Here is a 16,270-nt window from a genome sequence, read left to right as displayed (position 1 = left end):
TGGAGGCGTCCCTGCCTGAAGGAGGAACGGCTTGAGCGCGACCGCGGATGCCTGTGCGGCCGGCCCGTTCGTGCACCCGGCGCTGTTCTACCGCGGCGAGGCCGAATACCTGGCGGGGACCGTGCCGTTCGTGTGGGGCGGCCTGGCCGCCGACGAACCGGTGGCGGTGTCGGTGCCGGGCGACAACCTCGCCCTGCTGCGGCGGGAGCTCGGAGCGGACGCGAAGCGGGTCCACCTGCTGGACATGACCGAGGCCGGCCGCAACCCCGGACGGATCATCCCCGGGGTGCTGCGCGCGTTCGCCGACACCCACCCCGGTCGGCCGGTGCGGATCATCGGCGAGCCGATCTGGGCGGCGCGGTCGGCTGTGGAGTACCCGGCGTGCGTCCAGCACGAAGCCCTCATCAACCTCGCCTTCACCGGCCGGGACGTGACGATCCTCTGCCCCTACGACGTCGAGACGCTCGCGGAGGACGTCCTCGCCGACGCCGAAGCCACCCACCCGGTCCTGATCGACGGCGCGGGGCGGCGGCCCAGCGCCGTGTACGCCCCGGCGAAGGTGATCGACCGGTACAACCAGGCCCTGCCGGTGCCGGACGGGGCCTTCGAACTCGCCGGCACCACCCATCTCGCGGCGGCCAGGGCACTGGCCCACGTCCACGCGGCCGCCTGCGGGCTCAGCGCCGACCGGGTCGCCGACGTCGAGGTGGTCGTCACCGAACTGCTCTCCAACAGCGTCGAGCACGGCAGCGGGTCCGGAACCGTCCGCTTCTGGGGCGGCGACGGCGAGTTCGTCTGCGAAGTCCACGACGGCGGCCGGCTCGGGGACCCGCTCGCCGGCCGCCACCCCGCGACGCCGTACCAGCCGCGCGGCCGCGGGCTCCTGCTCGTCAACCACCTCGCCGACCTCGTCCGCCTGTACACCGGCGACGAAGGCACTACTTTCCGGGCGTACTTCCGCGCGTGAACCGGCGGTGCGCCAGGCCGCCGACGACCGCACCCAGTGCGGCCCCGCCGTACACGTCGGTCGGCCAGTGCGCCCGGGTCCGGAGCCTGCTGTAGCAAACGGCGGCGGCCAGCGGCGCGATCGCGGCACCCGCCGCCGGCGCCGTGAGCGCGACGGCGACCGTGAACGCGGCCGCGGTAGTCGCGTGCGTGGACGGGAACGCCGAAGACTTCGGCTGCTCGGGCAGTGCCTGGCGGGCCGGCAGCCGCTGGGCCGGCGGCCGCCGCCGCCGGACCACGGCCTTCACGGCGTGCCCGGAGGCCATCCCGGCCGCGCCCGCCACGAGACCGCGGCCGGCGGCCCGGCGGCGGGGGCCGGGACGCCACGCCAGGACCCCGGCCACGAAGACCCAGAGCACGCCGCCCTGGGCGACCGTGCTGAGCGCCGTGACCGGCCACGCGGGCCGGCTGACCGGAAGGTCGTTTTCGTCCGGTCCGTCTTCCTCACGAAAGGGCGATTCACTCGGCATGGCGACGAATTTCCCAGCCCGGCGCCTGTTCAATCACCCGTTCTGTCCACGGTGGAGTATTCGCACCGGCGTTTATCCGCGCGAAGATCGGGTAATCCCCCGTCGTGTTCCCGCCGTGGTCGATTCGATTGCGCACGACGGCCGCGGTGCTCGCGGCCGCTGCCCTGGCGGCGGGCTGCGGGGCGGACCCGCAGGCCGACGTCGTCCACGCCGGCCGGGAAATCCGGGGCCAGCTCGAACTCCTGCGGCTCGTCGTGACCGCCGACCGCGATTCGGTGCCGCCCGTCCCCAGCCTTTCGATCACCGTCCGCGACGCCGCCGACGAACTCGGCTCGGCGGGCCAGGACGTCGGCGACCTGACCGACGACCGCGCCCGCGCGGCACTCGCGTCGATCACCGACCGCGGGGTCGCGCTGGCCCACCGGCTCGACGACGGCCTCGGCGACGGCACCGACGACGGCCTGGACCGGATCGACGCGGAACTGCAGGGCCTGATCGGCGAACTCGCCCGCTGGGGCGTGACGTCGTGAGCAAGAAGCTCCTCGCTGTCACCCTCGGCATCCTCACCGCGGTCGGCGGGTTCGTCGACATCGGCGACCTCGTCGAAAGCGGGGTCGTCGGAGCCCGCTACGGGATGGCCCTGGTCTGGGTGACCGTGCTCGGCGTGCTCGGCATCTGCGTCTACGCCGACATGTCCGGCCGGGTCGTCGCGGTGTCCGGGCGCCCGGTGTTCGACCTGATCCGCGAACGCCTCGGCCCCCGCATGGCGCTGCTCAACCTCGCCGGGTCGTTCCTGATCACGCTCCTGACCGTGAGCGCGGAGATCGGCGGCGTCGCGCTCACGATCGAGCTCGCCTCCGGAGTCGACCGGCTGGTCTGGGTGCTCCCGATCGGCGTGCTCGTCTGGCTGGTGGTCTGGCGGGTCGGCTTCGAGCGGATGGAGACCGGTTTCGGCCTCGGCGGCCTCGCGATCGGCGTGTTCGCCGTCGCGATCTTCTTCCTGCACCCCGACTGGTCCTCGCTCGGCGCGCAGATCGCCGGGCTCGCGCCGCCCGCCGACCAGGCGCTGCCGACCTACGCCTACCACGCGGTCGCGCTGTTCGCGTCGGCGATGACGCCGTACGAGGTGTTCTTCTTCTCCTCCGGCGGCGTCGAAGAGGGCTGGAAGGTGAAGGACCTGCCGGTGCAGCGCGCCAACGTGCTGCTCGGCTTCCCCCTCGGCGGCCTGCTCGCCATCTCGATCATGGCCTGCGCCGCGGTGGTGCTGTTCCCGGCCGGCGTCGACGTCGGCCAGCTCAGCCAGATCGTGCTGCCGGTGACGCTCGCGCTCGGCACCGCGGGCCTGGTGATCGTCCTGATCGGCATCTTCGCCGCCACCTTCGGCGCGGCGCTGGAGACCGGGCTGTCGTCGGGGTACATGCTGGCGCAGTACTTCGGCTGGGACTGGGGCAAGCGCCGCGCGCCGCGCAACGCCGCCCGCTTCCACGTGACCGTCGCCGCCGGCCTGCTGGTCGCCGTCCTGGTGGTGCAGACCGGCCTCGATCCGGTCGGCCTGACCGAGATCTCGCTGATCTTCTCCGCGGTGGCGCTGCCGCTGACCTACCTGCCGGTGCTCATCGTCGCCAACGACCGCGAATACCTCGGGAAGCACGCCAACGGCCGCTTCAGCAACATCGTCGGCTTCGCCATGCTCGTCGTCATCGCCGTCGCGGCGGTGGTGGCGATCCCCTTGATGATCTTCACCGGAGCGGGCCAATGAACCCCTTCACCGACCACGGGCCGATCGACCTGGCCGACGCCCTGCTCGACCGGCAGATCACCGGCGAGGACGGCACGGTCGTCGGCAAGGTCGACGACCTCGAGTTCCGCGCCGAAGGCGGCACGTTCGTCGTCGACGCGCTGCTCGTCGGCCCGGAAGCCCTTTCCGACCGGATCGGCGGGCCGATCGGGAAGCTGCTGCGGCGGCTCGGCCGCGGCTTCCGCGCCGGGGCACCGCAACGGATCCCGCTGAACGCGATCCGCGGGATCGAGCCCACGGTCGTCGTGACCAGCGCGGTCGCCCACGCCACGGACAGCCCGTCGGAGGACTGGCTGCGGCGCCGGATCGTCGACCGGATCCCGGGAGCGGGCCGTGCGAGCCGGTGAGCTGATCGGCCGCCGGGTCCGCGACGCCGCGGGCCGGGACGTCGGGGCGATCCGCGAGATCCGGGCCGAGGCGACGCCGCGGAGCGACGGGCTGCCCGAACTCGTCGTGCGCGGGGTGATCGTCGGCCGCACCCGGGTGCGCCTCTTCGGCTACCAGCGGCACGACCAGCGCGGCCCGACGCCGCTGATCGCCCTCATCCGCCTGCTGCACCGGCACACCCGCTACGTCGAGTGGGCGGACCTCGACCTCTCGGGCGCCGAGGTCCGGTTGCGGCGGCCGTTCGCCGAGCTGGCCCCGCTCGACCAGCCCTGAGCCGGGTCAGGGCAGGCCGGCGAGATCGGCCAGCAGCGACATGTGGTGGTCGAAGTATTCGGCGCGGGCCGCGATCATGGCGTCGAGGCGGTGGAAGACCTCGAAGCCGACCTGGCCGAACAAGTGCGTCCAGGCGAGGAGAACCCGATCCAGCCGCTCCTCGGTCAGATCGGTGGGGCCCTGCCCGTCGAGCAGGCGCCGCAGGTCGGGGCGGACGGGCCCGGGCACCGGCGGAAGCGCACCGGGGACGTCCTGGACGACGGCGGCGAGCAGCAGGATCACTTTCGACGCCGGCGCCACGGTTTCCGGCGGCGCGGTGTAGCCGGGCACGGGGTTTCCGTAGAGCAGGCCGTATTCGGCCGGGTGCGCGAGCGCCCAGGACCGCACCGCGCGGCAGACGGCGAGCCACCGGCCACGCAGGTCATCGCGCGGGACCGCCGCTTCGGCGCCGGCCGCCGCCTCGCCCAAGCCGACGTAGGCGTCGATGATCAACGCGGTCAGCAGGGCGTCGCGGCTCGGGAAGTACCGGTACAGCGCCGAAGCCACGATGCCCATGTCTCTCGCGACGGCGCGCAGGGACAGGTTCGCGCCTTCGGCGGCCAGGCGCCGCCGGGCGGCTTCCTTGATCTCCTGGTGCATCTCCGAGCGGACCCGGGCGCGCAGCGACGAGGCGGACATGGCCCCAGTGTCGCACACGGAGAGAACACCCGAACTCGACGAGAACAGTGTTCTTGACGGCGTCGCATCCTGGCCAGTACGGTGTTCTTATCCGAGAACAGTGTTCTCTTCCGTCGTCACTGGGGGTTCCATGTCTGTGCACGTCATCGTCGGCGCCGGTCCGGTCGGCGCGGCCACCGCCCGCCTGCTCGCCGCCCGGGGCGAAGAAGTCCGCCTGCTCAGCCGTCGCGGTGGCGGCCCGGAGGTCGAAGGGGTCCGGCTGGTCGCCGCGGACGCCACCGACGCCGGCGCCCTTGCCCGGCACACCGAAGGCGCGGTCGCGCTGTACAGCTGCGCGGGACCCGCGTACCACCGCTGGGCCACCGACTGGCCGCCGCTCGGCGCGGCGCTCCTGCGGGCCGCCGAGACCAGCGGCGCCGTGCTCGTCACGACCGGCAACCTCTACGCCTACGGCGCCGTCGACGGGCCGATGACCGAGCAGCTGCCGGTGCGGCCCAACTCGGTGAAGGGCGAGGTACGGGCCAAGCTGTGGACGGGCGCGCTGGCCGCGCACGAAGCCGGCCGGATCCGCACGGCCGAGGTGCGCGGATCCGACTACCTCGGCGCGGGCACGCTTTCGGTGTTCACCGCCCTGGTGCTGCCGAAGGTGCTGGCCGGCAAGCGAGCCTCGGCCCCGGCCGACCTGGACGCCCCGCACAGCTGGACCCACGTCGGCGACGTCGCCCGCACCTTGGTCGCGGTCGCGGCCGACGAGCGGGCCTGGGGCCGGCCGTGGCACGTGCCGACCGCACCGGCGATGTCGCTGCGCCGGCTCGCCGAGCGCGCCGCGGAACTGGCCGGAGCGCCGGCCGCCCGCATCGCCACCATGCCCGCCTTCGCCCTGCGGCTCGCCGGGCTCTTCAACCCGATGGCACGGGAGATGACCGAGATGCAGTACCAGCTCCGGCAGCCGTTCGTCCTCGACTCGTCCGCCGCGACGGCCGCGTTCGGCATCGAGCCGACGCCGACCGACGACGCGTTGCGGGAAACGATCGAAGGCCTGCGCGAACCGGCCGCGCCCCGGTGACGAATCAGTCATGTCTTCCGGGGGTCCGGGTGGCGGAGCCCCCGGGCCCGGGCCGGAGGCCCGGTTGTCTCAGCCCTGGCCGGGGATCTCCTGCGCGCGTTCCCAGCCCGACGGCAGCCGGCTGACGTTGAGCGCGTGGTCGAGCCCGCTGTCCGCCAAGGCCCGGCGCACCACGCGGTTGTCGCCGGTGATGATCCGGAGGGTGGTGTTCTCCTTGACCGTCCGGGCCTGGATGCCGCCGAGGGCGGCGAGCCCGGCGGCGTCGAGGAAGTCGACCTCGGACAGGTCGAGCACGAGGACCGGGAACCGGCGGTGCGCCCAGGTGCTCACCGCCGAGCGGAGCTGGAGAGCGCTGTCCGCGTCGAGGGCGCCGCGGATCCGGACCATGACCGCGCCGAAGTACGGGCGGATCACCTGGATGTCGAACGCACGACGCTGTTCGCGCACGGACGGCACTACGGGGATCGCCGTCGCGGGGGGCTGGACGACTAACATCTTCACACGCCTTCATTCGCAGATGACGTGCCGAACGGGCCTCACCGGTCCGCTCGAACGCTGGCCAAGTCGGAGGGGGCGGCCGCCACTGAACCGCACTTCGCAGCGTAGCCCTTGATCCGAACGGCGCAACCCCGCCAACGGCCGAACCCGGCGCACCCGCACGCGACGTGTACGCGGCTGTCCCAAACCACCCCTCCGGGTGATGATCTCCGCTTTTCGCAGCCAGGCGCTTTCCGTGACCGGGTTCCGATGCGCCCCAATGTGGCGTTGGTTGCGTCCAACGCACCGAACGCCACATTGGGTGCGTCTGACGCACCGAACGCCACATTGGGGCGTTTGGGTCCCGCGCTAACCGGCGTGGTTGGCGAAGATGTCCGACACGCCGCTGGTGGCCACCGGCAACGCCATGCCGAAGTAGGCGTTCAGCGTCGTCCCGGTTCCGGCGAGCCCGGTGTAGTCGCCGAGGAAGTAGCCGCCGGCGTCCGGTGCGGTGGTGTAGTCGAACGACGTGGTGGTGAGCCTCGTCTGCCCGTTGACGGCCCAGTTCGCCGGGTTGCCGCAGTCGCTCGTGGCGGCGTGGCAGTGGGCGATGAACGCGTCGGTGAGCCCGGGCTGCGCCGGGGTTGCGTTCTGCAGGTCGTAGTAGGTCAGGCCGATCGTGCCGTCGGCGGCGGCGTGGATCTGCGGCACGAACGCGGGCGTGTCACCCGGCGACTGGTCGACGCGGATGGTCGGGCCCCACGTCAGCCCGCCGTCGGTGGACTGGGCGAACGCGATCTTCGACGCGCCGGTGGCGCTGAACCGGCTGTCCTGCCAGACCGCGTACACGAAGCCGTTGACCGGGTTGACGGCGAACTCGGGCAGCTCGTCGCTCGAGCGGACGGGGTGCCCGGCGATCGCCACCGAGGCCACCTGCTGGGTGTCGATGCCGATGGCGCCGGACCACGTGGTCCCGCCGTCGGTGGACCGGATCACCGCCGCGGTCGACGTCGACGAGCCGTGGCAGTGCTGCCCGCCGTGGGTGAACAGGCAGGCGCCGCCCTTGTTGGTGATCAGGTCGAAGCCGTCGATCAGCACACCCCGGCCCGGGCCGGTCACCGGCACGACGATCTGGTTGCCGATCGTCTGGTCGTTCTGCCCGGGGTCGAAGACGATCCGGCCGGTGCTCCAGGTCGCACCCTTGTCGGTGGTGCGGGAGAAGTAGCTCGGGCCGCGGTAGGTGAACGCGTGGTTGTACGCGCTGGGGTTGGCGTGGCTCTGCGGCGAGACCAGCTGGTCCCACACCGCGTAGGCGCGGTCGGCGAGCAGCGGGTCGGCGGTCACCGACTCCTTGTCGTTGAGCACCTGCGTCGAGGTGTCCAGGCGCGCGGTGACGGGGGTTTCCCAGTGGCCGCCGCCGTCGAGCGAGCGGCTGATCAGGATCGAGCTCGCCCCGCCGAACGCCGGGCCGTCGGCGTTGAACGAGTCCGCGATCGAGTACACGACCCGGCCGTCGGCGGAGAAGCTGACCCACGGGTCGGTGGTGCGCTGGAAGTACCCGGGCGAGCCGGGCGTGGCGCCCGCGCAGATGCTGAACGCCGGCTGCGCGGCGGCCGGGGTCCAGGTCGCCCCGCCGTCGCGGGAGACGACGTTGGTCAGGCCGTTGGACCCGCCGTCGTTCCAGCGGTCCTGCTGGGCGGAGCCGACGAGGTGGTTCGGGTCGGCCGGGTCGGCGGCGACGTACGGCTCGACCTCGGACGCGGGGTAGTTGACACTGCCGCGCGCCTGCTGCTGGGCGACGAGCGCGGCACACGCCGTCCCGCCGCCCAGCGGGTGGTCGGGTACGCGGACCGGAACCCCGGCGGAGAAGGTGGTGGCGACGGCGACCCCGGCGCCGGCCAGCAGGGCGAACACCGCGGCGCCGGGCGGCAGCGAGCGGCGGGCGAACCGCGGGAAGATCTTCGCGTTCACAGGCGACCTCTTTTCCGACACGCCCGGCAGGCCGCGAGGAAAGGACGTGGCCTTTTCCAGGGCACGCTGGAGTCGGCGTTCCCCTCACGGCCGTTACGCGGCCCGTCCGCCACGGGTGAGAAAACCGGTCCCCCGGTGAAAAACTCGTCTGTCCACACTGGATTTGGTTAACGCTCGGCCAAACCGGCGCCCTCTTGACAGGACCCGGGCCCGCCAGCATCCTGGCGTATCTCAGGGTTCCTGATATACAGTCTTGCCTACATCGCTCAGCTCAGTGAGGAGTCGGACGGATGACCGCAGTAGAGGAGCGGCCGGGCACCCGGCCACGCCCGGACGTCGAACCGGGCCGGCTGTTCATCGGCGGCCGCTGGACGGAGGCCGCCGACCGCTTCGACGCCGTGGACCCGGCCACCGGGCAGACCCTCACCTCCCTCGCCCGCGCGTCGGCCGCCGACGTGGACGCCGCGGTGGCGGCGGCCCGGCAGGCGTTCGGCGGCTGGGCCGCGACGCCGGGCCGGGAACGGGCGCGGGTGCTGCACCGGGTCGCGGACCTCGTGCGGAAGCGCGCGGACGAGATCGCCGCGGTCGAGAGCGCCGACGTCGGCAAGCCGATCTCGCTGTGCCGGGTGGTCGACGTCGAGACGGTCGCCGAACAGTACGAGTACTACTCGGCGCTGGCGCAGGGCGTGGACGGCGCGGCGCGGCAGATCCCGATCCCCTCGCATGCATTCACCCGCCGCGAACCGCTCGGCGTGGTCGCCGCGATCACGCCGTTCAACTTCCCGCTGATCCTGTCGACCTCGAAGATCGCGCCCGCGTTGGCCGCCGGGAACACCGTGGTGCACAAGCCGGCCGAGGACACCTCCCTCAGCGCGCTGCTGATGGCCGAACTCCTCGCCGAAGCCGGCGTGCCGGACGGCGTGCTCAACGTGGTCACCGGGTTCGGCTCGGAGATCGGCGACGCCCTGCTGAGCCACCCCGGGGTCGACAAGATCGCGTTCACCGGCTCCACCGCGGTCGGGCGGCACGCGGCGGCCGTGGCCGGAGAGCACCTGAAGCCGGTCACCCTGGAGCTGGGTGGCAACGCGGCGCACATCGTGTTCGAGGACGCCGACGTCGAGCAGGCGATCGCCGCGGTGATCAAGGCGTTCGTCTTCAACACCGGCCAGTTCTGCATGGGCGGGCCCCGGCTGCTGGTCGCCGACGCGCTGTACGACACGGTCCTGGGCGCGCTCGCCGAAGCCGTGCCGCACGTGCCGGTGGGCGACCCGTTCGACCCCGCGACGGTGGTCGGCCCGATGGCGGGCGAGCGGCACCGGGCGAAGGTGGAGCAGTACGTCGAACTGGCGCTCGCCGACGGCGGCCGGATCGTCGCCGGCGGCGGGCGGGGCGACATCGAAGGCGGGTTCTTCTTCCAGCCGACGGTGATCGCGGACCTGCCGGAGGACTCCCGCGTGATCCAGGAGGAGATCTTCGGTCCCGTGCTGACCGTCCAGCGCTTCAGCACCGAGGACGAGGCGATCGCCCTGGCCAACGGCACGCCCTACGGCCTCGCGGCCGGGCTGCAGACCACGAACCTCGCTCGCGCCCACCGCGTCGCCGCGCGGCTGGAGGCCGGGATCGTCTGGGTCAACGACTGGGCGATGCTCGACCCCGCGATCCCCTTCGGCGGTGTCAAGGCCTCCGGTTTCGGCCGCGAATACGGCCCCGAATCCCTCGACGCCTACACGCGCACGAAGTCCGTCGTCATCTCCCTCGCCTGACCCCCAGGAGAAGCCCCATGCCCACCACCACAGCGGCCGTCGTGGAGTCCGCCGGTTCCGGGTTCACCCTCGGCGAAGTCGTGCTGGACGAGCTGCGCGACGACGAGGTCCGCGTCCGGATCGTCGCCACCGGCGTGTGCCACACCGACCTCGGCGTCGCCGCCGGCGCCCTGCCCTTCCCGCTGCCCGGCGTCCTCGGCCACGAAGGCGCCGGGATCGTCGAGGAGACGGGCGCCGCGGTCACGCGCGTCGCGCCCGGCGACAAGGTCCTGCTCAGCTACACCTCCTGCGGCGGGTGCGCGAACTGCCGGGACGGCCACCCCGCCTACTGCGAAACCTGGCTGCCGGCCAACCTCCTCGGCGGGCGGCGCCCGGACGGCACGTCCCCGATCTCCCGCGACGGCACTCCGCTCGGCGGGCACTTCTTCGGCCAGTCCAGCTTCGCCGGGCACGCCGTGGCCGACGAACGCAGCGTCGTCAAGGTCCCCGCCGACGCGCCGCTGGACCTCCTGGCGCCGCTCGGCTGCGGCATCATGACCGGCGCCGGGGCGGTGTGGAACGTCCTGGCCCCGCGGCCGGGCGCCACGCTGCTGGTCACCGGCGCCGGCGCGGTGGGGTTGTCCGCGGTCATGGCCGCCTGCCTGACGCCGTCGACCCGGATCATCGCCGTGGACCGGGTGGCGGCACGGCTGGCTCTGGCCCTGGAGCTCGGCGCCACCGACACGATCGACACGTCCGGAGAGGACCTGGCCGAGGCGGTCGGCAAGCTGACCGGCGGCCGGGGCGTCGACGGCGTCGTGGAGACCACCGGCAACGCCGACGTGCTCCGGACGGCGATCGGCACGCTCGCCGCGCGCGGCACCGCGGTCGTCGTCGGCGCACCCGCGTTCGGCACCGAGGTGCCCGTGGACGTCAACTTCCTGCTGCCCGGACGGCACGTCGTCGGCCTCACGATGGGCGACGCCGAGACCCAGGCCCTGGTGCCGACGCTGGCCGGGCTCGTCGCCGCGGGCCGGTTCCCGGTCGAAAAGCTGGTCACCCACTACGAGTTCGGGCAGATTCAAGAGGCAGTCGACGACATGCTTTCCGGTAAGACGATCAAACCGGTGCTCCGCCTGTGAAGGAGAAGACCGTGCACCTCCCCGATTTCGGCCTCGGCAGCTGGCCCGCCCGCCGGGCCCGGATCAACCCGGACCGCACCGCGCTCGTGCAGGCGGACCGGACGCTGACGTATGCCGGGCTCGCCGACCGGGTCGCCCGCCTCGCCGGCGCGCTGGCCCGGCTCGGCGTGCGCCCGGGCGACCGGGTGGCCTATCTCGGCGTAAACGACATCACCGTGTTCGAGACGCTCTTCGCCACCGCGCGGTGCGGCGCGATCTTCGTCCCGCTCAACTACCGGCTCTCCCCCACTGAGATCCGGTACATGCTCGACGACAGCGGTGCCACGGTCCTCGTGCACAGCTCCGACACCGCGGACCTCGTGGCGGAGGCCGGTTCACTGCCGGAAGGCGTCGTCGTCGCGACGGACCCGGCCGACGGCGAACTGGACTTCGAGGCCGAAATCGCCGCGGCCGGTCCCCCGCCGGAAACGCGGGTGGGACTGGAAGATCCGTGCCTGCTGCTCTACACCTCGGGCACCACCGGACGGCCGAAGGCGGCGGTCCTCACCCACGGCAACCTGACCTGGAACACCGTCAACCAGCTGGCGCACCTGGACGTCCTGGGCACCGACAAGGCGCTGTGCATCGCGCCGCTGTTCCACTGCGTCGGGCTCGGCCAGATCACGCTGCCGACGCTGTTCAAGGGCGGCAGCGTCGAACCGGTGGCGAAGTTCGACCCGGGCACCATCCTCGCCCGGATCGGCGAAGCCGGGATCACGAGCTTCTCCGCGGTCCCCACGATGCTCGAGATGATGTGGCGGCACGAATCCTGGGACGCCACCGACCTCAGTTCGCTGACCTGCGTGCTGTACGGCGGCTCGCCGGTGGCCGAACGCGTCGCGCAGGCGTGGCTCGACCGCGGCGTGAAGCTGCTCCAGGGCTACGGCATGACCGAGGCCGCGCCGGGGGTCTCGATGGCCACCCACGAAGGCACGCTCGACCACCCGGTCGCCGCCGGGGTGCCGCACTTCTTCACCGACGTGGCGGCCCTCGGCCCGGACTTCACCCCCGAACCGCTCGGCGGCACCCCCGCCGAGCTGCTCGTGCGCGGCCCGCACGTCTTCGGCGGCTACTGGAACCGGCCCGAGGAGTCGAAGGCGAGCTTCGTCGACGGCGACTGGTTCCGCACCGGCGACGTCGTCCGGGTCGACGACGACGGCTGGGCCCACGTCGTCGACCGGGTCAAGGACATGATCATCTCCGGCGGCGAGAACGTCTATCCTGCCGAGGTGGAAGCGGTCGCCGTGCGCCTCGACGAGGTCGACGCCTGCGCCGTGGTGGGCGTGCCCGACGACCGCTGGGGCGAGGTCGGCGCCGCCTTCGTCGTCGTCCGGCCCGGTGCCGAGCTGGACCCGGCGGCGTTCCGCGCCCATCTCGAGCGGCACCTCGCGCGCTACAAGGTGCCGAAACACGTGCGGTTCACCGACGCCTTGCCGCGCAACGCCACGGGCAAGATCCGCCGCGTCGAACTGCGCGCCCTCGCCGCCGAAACCATCACGAACGGAACCGCATGACCACCCCTCTGCTGCCCCCCTCGCTGCGCCTGGAGCTGCTCGGTGACATCGCCGTGCTGCGGCTGGCGCGCGCGGAGAAGCGCAACGCCCTCGACGACGCGACCGTGCTCGGCCTGGAAACGTTCTTCGGCGCGCCGCCGCAGGGGATCAAGGCGGTCGTGCTCGACGCCGTGGGTGACCACTTCTCCGCCGGGCTCGACCTTTCGGAGCTCACCGAGCGCGACGCGTTCGAGGGCATGGAGCACTCGATGATGTGGCACCGCGCCTTCGAGCGGCTCGAACGCGGCCGCGTCCCGGTGGTCGCCGTGCTCAAGGGCGCGGTCGTCGGCGGCGGCCTGGAACTGGCGGCCGCCGCGCACATCCGCGTCGCCGAGCCGTCGGCGTTCTACGCGCTGCCGGAGGGCCAGCGGGGCCTGTTCGTCGGCGGCGGCGGGTCGGTGCGGGTGCCGAGGCTGATCGGCGCGCACCGGATGGCCGACATGATGCTCACCGGCCGCGTCCTCGACGCCGACGAGGGGCACGCCGCCGGGCTGTCGCACTACCGCGTCGAGAACGGCCTGGAGCACGCGCTCGAACTGGCCGGGAAGATCGCCGCGAACTCCCCGATGACGAACTTCGCCGTCCTGCAGGCCCTGCCCCGCATCGCCGAGGCCAACCCGGCCGAGGGCTACCTGATGGAGGCGCTGATGGCCGCGGTCGCGGGCGGCAGCTCCGAGGCGAAGGAGCGGATGCAGGCGTTCCTCGAGAAGCGGGCCGGGAAGGTCGGCCGATGATCCTTTGCCCGGTCGCGCCCGACGTCCGCGAGACCACCGAAATCGGCCGGTACCTGAAGTGGCTGGAGGACCGCGGCCACGCGTTCGAGGGCTACGCGGACCTGCACCGCTGGTCGGTGACCGACCTCGACGGCTTCTGGTCCTCGATCAAGGACTTCTTCGGCGTCCGCTTCCCTACCCCGGCCACGGCGGTCGTGCCGGACCGGCGGATGCCGGGCACCGAATGGTTCCCGGGCGCGACGCTCAACTACGCCGAGCACGCCCTCAGCCACCGGCCCGACGACGAGGTCGCGATCATCGCGTACTCCCAGACGCGGGACCGCGGTGAGCTGACCTGGGGGCAGCTGCGCGACCAGGTCGCGCGCGCCCGGGCGGGCCTGGCCCGGCTCGGCGTCGGACGCGGCGACCGCGTCGTGGCGTACCTGCCCAACATCCCGGAAGCCGTCGTCGCCTACCTCGCGGTCGCGAGCCTGGGCGCGATCTGGGCCTCCTGCGCCCCCGAGTTCGGCGCGCGCTCGGTCGTCGACCGGTTCGGCCAGATCGAGCCGCGGGTGCTGCTGACGGTGGCCGGCTACCGCTACGGCGCCAAGGACGTCGACCGCCGCGCCGAGGTCGACGCGATCCGCGCGGGCCTGCCCACCGTGGAGCACGTCGTCCACGTCCCCTACGGCGGCCACGAACTCCGCCGCACTCAAGAAATCACTGATGTCCTCGGCTGGAGCGACCTGCTCGCCGAGAGCGCACCAGGGTTCGAACCAGTCGGCTTCGCGCACCCGCTGTGCGTGCTGTTCTCCTCCGGCACCACGGGAAAGCCGAAGGCGATCGTGCACGGCCACGGCGGAATCCTCCTGGAGCACCTCAAGAACCACGGACTCAGCTGGGATTTGCGCCCGGGAGACCGGATCCTGTGGTTCTCCACCACCGCCTGGATGATGTGGAACGCGCTGGTGTCGGGGTTGCTCACCGGCGCGTCGATCGTGCTGGTCGACGGCAACCCGCTGTACCCGGACCTGGCGTGGCAGTGGCGGCTGGCCGCCGAAACCCGGGCGACGCTGATGGGCGCGAGCCCGGGATTCCTGATGGCGTGCCGGAAAGCGGGCCTCGACCCGGCCGCCGAGTTCGACCTGTCCGCGTTGCGGCAGCTCGGCGCGGCGGGCAGCCCGCTGCCGGCCGAGGGCTTCCACTGGGTGCGGGAGCGCTTCCCGGGCGTCCTGCTCAACGTCGGCAGCGGCGGCACCGACGTCTGCAGCGGGATCGTCCAGGGCAGCCCGCTGCAGCCCGTCCGGGCGGGTGAGATCTCCGGTCCCTGCCTCGGCGTCGACGCGAAGGCGTTCGACGAACACGGCGCTTCGGTGGTCGGCGAACTGGGCGAGCTGGTGATCACCGCCCCGATGCCGTCGATGCCGGTGGGGTTCTGGGGCGACTCCGGTGAGCGCTACCGCGAGACGTACTTCTCGACCTATCCCGGCGTCTGGCGGCACGGCGACTGGATCCGGTTCACCCCCGAAGGAAGCTGCGTCATCGCCGGCCGCTCGGACGCCACCCTCAACCGCGGCGGCGTCCGGCTGGGCACGGCCGAGTTCTACGCCGTCGTCGAAGAGCTGCCCGAGATCGAGGACTCCCTCGTCGTGCACCTCGAAGATCCCGCGGGCGGCAACGGCGACCTGCGGCTGTTCGTCGTCCTGCGCGACGGTGCCGAACTCGACGACGTGGTGCGCGGCAAGATCGCCGCCGCCCTGCGCGGCGCGCTTTCGCCGCGGCACGTGCCGGACGCGATCACCGCGGTCCCCGCGATCCCCCGCAACCGCACGGGGAAGAAACTGGAGCTACCGGTGAAGAAACTCCTGCGCGGCGCCCCGGTCGACGAGGTCGTCGGCCGGGACGTGCTGGCCGACGCCGCGTCGCTGGACCCGTTCGTCGCGCTCGCCGGCGGGCCGGCATGACCGTCCGGATCACCACGTCCCCCGCCGGCCGCGCGGCGAAGCCCGGCCGGATCACCACCGTCGCGGTCGTCGGGACCGGCGTGATCGGAGCCGGCTGGGCCGCGTACTTCCTCGCCCGCGGCCTCGACGTCGTCGCCACCGACCCGGCGCCTGGCGCCGAGGACCGCCTCCGCGCCGACGTCGCGGCGCACTGGCCCACACTCGTCCGGCTCGGCCTCGCCGAGGACGCTTCGCAGGACCGGCTGAGCTTCGCGACCGACGCCGGCTCGGCCGTGGCGGAGGCGGATTTCGTGCAGGAGAACGGACCCGAGCGCGAAGACGTCAAGCACCGCCTGTTCGCCGTGCTCGACGAGGCCGCACGGCCGGAGGTGATCCTGGCGAGCAGCTCGTCCGGCCTGCTGCCGAGCGTCATCGCGCGCGGCTGCCCGAAGCACCCCGAGCGGGTGGTCGTCGGGCACCCGTTCAACCCGCCGCACGTGATCCCGCTCGTGGAGGTCGTCCCGGGCCGGGAAACCGCGCCCGAAGTCGTCGACCGCGCGGTCGCGTTCTACACCGCCGTCGGCAAGCGGCCGATCCGGCTGAGCCGGGAGGTGCCCGGCCACGTCGCGAACCGGCTGCAGGCGGCGCTGTGGCAGGAGGCGTACTCGCTCGTCGACCGCGGCATCGCCACGGTCGCCGACATCGACGCCGCCATCGCGCACGGCCCCGGGCTGCGCTGGGCCGTGCTCGGGCCGTTCGCGAACCAGCACCTCTCCGGCGGCGCGGGCGGGCTGGCGCACGTCCTGCGCCACCTCGGGCCACCCACCGAGGAGTGGTGGCGCGACCTCGGCCGCGTCCACCTGACGCCGGAGCTGGCCGAAAAGCTCGTCGCCGGGATCGGCGCCGAGCTCGACGGCACCGACCACGACCGGCTCGTCGCCGCCCGCGACGCCGTCCTCGACCGCCTGCTGGCCGCCAAGGCCGCGCAGCCCGACCTGCCCTGACCTGGAGTT

At 72.8% G+C, this 16,270-nt stretch carries 16 protein-coding genes; 12 read left to right on the top strand and 4 right to left on the bottom strand.

Translation table 11 applies throughout. The annotated features are described in order from the left end of the window. Positions 1 to 31: 31 nt before the first annotated feature. The gene (locus CF165_RS41845) at positions 32 to 967 is read left to right on the top strand and encodes an anti-sigma factor RsbA family regulatory protein (protein WP_093953133.1); all 936 of its coding nucleotides are present in this window, start codon (positions 32 to 34) and stop codon (positions 965 to 967) included. Here the strand turns inward: CF165_RS41845 and CF165_RS41840 are convergent. Then, positions 939 to 1,475, bottom strand: a complete 537-nt coding sequence (locus tag CF165_RS41840; RefSeq protein ID WP_093953132.1) for a phosphatase PAP2 family protein — start codon at positions 1,473 to 1,475, stop codon at positions 939 to 941. The genes CF165_RS41845 and CF165_RS41840 overlap by 29 nt on opposite strands. A 128-nt stretch (positions 1,476 to 1,603) precedes the next feature. On the opposite strand from CF165_RS41840, the gene CF165_RS41835 reads away from it, so the two are divergent. From CF165_RS41835 to CF165_RS41820, 4 genes are read left to right on the top strand one after another with little or no spacing between them, the layout of a single operon-like run. Further along, the gene (locus tag CF165_RS41835; RefSeq protein ID WP_093953131.1) at positions 1,604 to 2,005 is read left to right on the top strand and encodes a hypothetical protein; all 402 of its coding nucleotides are present in this window, start codon (positions 1,604 to 1,606) and stop codon (positions 2,003 to 2,005) included. After that, complete coding sequence (locus CF165_RS41830; RefSeq protein ID WP_093953130.1) at positions 2,002 to 3,234, top strand: NRAMP family divalent metal transporter; 1,233 nt, start codon at positions 2,002 to 2,004, stop codon at positions 3,232 to 3,234. The genes CF165_RS41835 and CF165_RS41830 overlap by 4 nt, the downstream gene beginning before the upstream one ends. Then, positions 3,231 to 3,620 (top strand): PRC-barrel domain-containing protein, encoded by a 390-nt coding sequence (locus CF165_RS41825; RefSeq protein ID WP_093953129.1) that lies wholly within the window; start codon positions 3,231 to 3,233, stop codon positions 3,618 to 3,620. Before CF165_RS41830 ends, CF165_RS41825 begins: the two co-directional genes overlap by 4 nt. Continuing rightward, complete coding sequence (locus tag CF165_RS41820) at positions 3,607 to 3,933, top strand: hypothetical protein (protein WP_093953128.1); 327 nt, start codon at positions 3,607 to 3,609, stop codon at positions 3,931 to 3,933. Before CF165_RS41825 ends, CF165_RS41820 begins: the two co-directional genes overlap by 14 nt. Before the next feature lie 6 nt (positions 3,934 to 3,939). Here the strand turns inward: CF165_RS41820 and CF165_RS41815 are convergent, their stop codons facing one another. Further along, positions 3,940 to 4,611, bottom strand: a complete 672-nt coding sequence (locus CF165_RS41815) for a TetR/AcrR family transcriptional regulator (protein ID WP_093953127.1) — start codon at positions 4,609 to 4,611, stop codon at positions 3,940 to 3,942. Positions 4,612 to 4,741: 130 nt separating this feature from the next. Between CF165_RS41815 and CF165_RS41810 the strand changes: the two genes are divergently transcribed. Beyond that, positions 4,742 to 5,677, top strand: coding sequence for an NAD-dependent epimerase/dehydratase family protein (locus CF165_RS41810; protein ID WP_093953126.1), 936 nt, complete (start codon positions 4,742 to 4,744; stop codon positions 5,675 to 5,677). Between the two features lie 69 nt (positions 5,678 to 5,746). On the opposite strand, the gene CF165_RS41805 is transcribed toward CF165_RS41810, so the two are convergent. Continuing rightward, a complete protein-coding gene (locus tag CF165_RS41805; protein WP_240522047.1) occupies positions 5,747 to 6,124 on the bottom strand; it encodes an STAS domain-containing protein in 378 nt (125 codons plus the stop codon). A gap of 399 nt (positions 6,125 to 6,523) precedes the next feature. Beyond that, positions 6,524 to 8,125: a sialidase family protein gene (locus tag CF165_RS41800; RefSeq protein ID WP_093953125.1), complete on the bottom strand. Its 1,602-nt coding sequence runs from the start codon at positions 8,123 to 8,125 to the stop codon at positions 6,524 to 6,526. 290 nt (positions 8,126 to 8,415) lie between these two features. On the opposite strand from CF165_RS41800, the gene CF165_RS41795 reads away from it, so the two are divergent. The 6 genes from CF165_RS41795 to CF165_RS41770 are packed head-to-tail and all read left to right on the top strand — an operon-like array spanning position 8,416 to position 16,261. Beyond that, on the top strand, positions 8,416 to 9,888 hold the full coding sequence (locus CF165_RS41795; protein ID WP_093953124.1) for an aldehyde dehydrogenase family protein: 1,473 nt from the start codon (positions 8,416 to 8,418) through the stop codon (positions 9,886 to 9,888). Positions 9,889 to 9,905: 17 nt separating this feature from the next. Further along, positions 9,906 to 11,009: an NAD(P)-dependent alcohol dehydrogenase gene (locus CF165_RS41790; RefSeq protein WP_093953123.1), complete on the top strand. Its 1,104-nt coding sequence runs from the start codon at positions 9,906 to 9,908 to the stop codon at positions 11,007 to 11,009. An 11-nt stretch (positions 11,010 to 11,020) separates the two neighbouring features. Continuing rightward, positions 11,021 to 12,562, top strand: coding sequence for an acyl-CoA synthetase (locus CF165_RS41785; RefSeq protein WP_093953188.1), 1,542 nt, complete (start codon positions 11,021 to 11,023; stop codon positions 12,560 to 12,562). Continuing rightward, positions 12,559 to 13,335 (top strand): crotonase/enoyl-CoA hydratase family protein, encoded by a 777-nt coding sequence (locus CF165_RS41780; RefSeq protein WP_093953122.1) that lies wholly within the window; start codon positions 12,559 to 12,561, stop codon positions 13,333 to 13,335. Before CF165_RS41785 ends, CF165_RS41780 begins: the two co-directional genes overlap by 4 nt. After that, positions 13,332 to 15,278, top strand: a complete 1,947-nt coding sequence (locus CF165_RS41775) for an acetoacetate--CoA ligase (protein WP_093953121.1) — start codon at positions 13,332 to 13,334, stop codon at positions 15,276 to 15,278. Before CF165_RS41780 ends, CF165_RS41775 begins: the two co-directional genes overlap by 4 nt. Next, positions 15,275 to 16,261, top strand: a complete 987-nt coding sequence (locus CF165_RS41770) for a 3-hydroxyacyl-CoA dehydrogenase NAD-binding domain-containing protein (RefSeq protein WP_093953120.1) — start codon at positions 15,275 to 15,277, stop codon at positions 16,259 to 16,261. The genes CF165_RS41775 and CF165_RS41770 overlap by 4 nt, the downstream gene beginning before the upstream one ends. The last annotated feature ends 9 nt before the right edge of the window (positions 16,262 to 16,270 follow it).

The sequence above is a fragment of the Amycolatopsis vastitatis genome (genome assembly GCF_002234595.1).
In the GTDB taxonomy this organism is placed as follows: Bacteria; Actinomycetota; Actinomycetes; order Mycobacteriales; family Pseudonocardiaceae; genus Amycolatopsis; species Amycolatopsis vastitatis.
The sequence above is the reverse complement of the archived record's forward strand: the minus strand, read 5'-3'. Positions and strand labels throughout refer to the sequence as shown.

Coding starts and splice junctions, on each gene's coding strand:
- CF165_RS41840 (WP_093953132.1), bottom strand. CDS start 1,475: ATGCCGAGTGAATCGCCCTTTCGTGAGGAAGACGGACCGGACGAAAAC.
- CF165_RS41825 (WP_093953129.1), top strand. CDS start 3,231: ATGAACCCCTTCACCGACCACGGGCCGATCGACCTGGCCGACGCCCTG.
- CF165_RS41815 (WP_093953127.1), bottom strand. CDS start 4,611: ATGTCCGCCTCGTCGCTGCGCGCCCGGGTCCGCTCGGAGATGCACCAG.
- CF165_RS41810 (WP_093953126.1), top strand. CDS start 4,742: ATGTCTGTGCACGTCATCGTCGGCGCCGGTCCGGTCGGCGCGGCCACC.
- CF165_RS41795 (WP_093953124.1), top strand. CDS start 8,416: ATGACCGCAGTAGAGGAGCGGCCGGGCACCCGGCCACGCCCGGACGTC.
- CF165_RS41790 (WP_093953123.1), top strand. CDS start 9,906: ATGCCCACCACCACAGCGGCCGTCGTGGAGTCCGCCGGTTCCGGGTTC.
- CF165_RS41780 (WP_093953122.1), top strand. CDS start 12,559: ATGACCACCCCTCTGCTGCCCCCCTCGCTGCGCCTGGAGCTGCTCGGT.
- CF165_RS41775 (WP_093953121.1), top strand. CDS start 13,332: ATGATCCTTTGCCCGGTCGCGCCCGACGTCCGCGAGACCACCGAAATC.
- CF165_RS41770 (WP_093953120.1), top strand. CDS start 15,275: ATGACCGTCCGGATCACCACGTCCCCCGCCGGCCGCGCGGCGAAGCCC.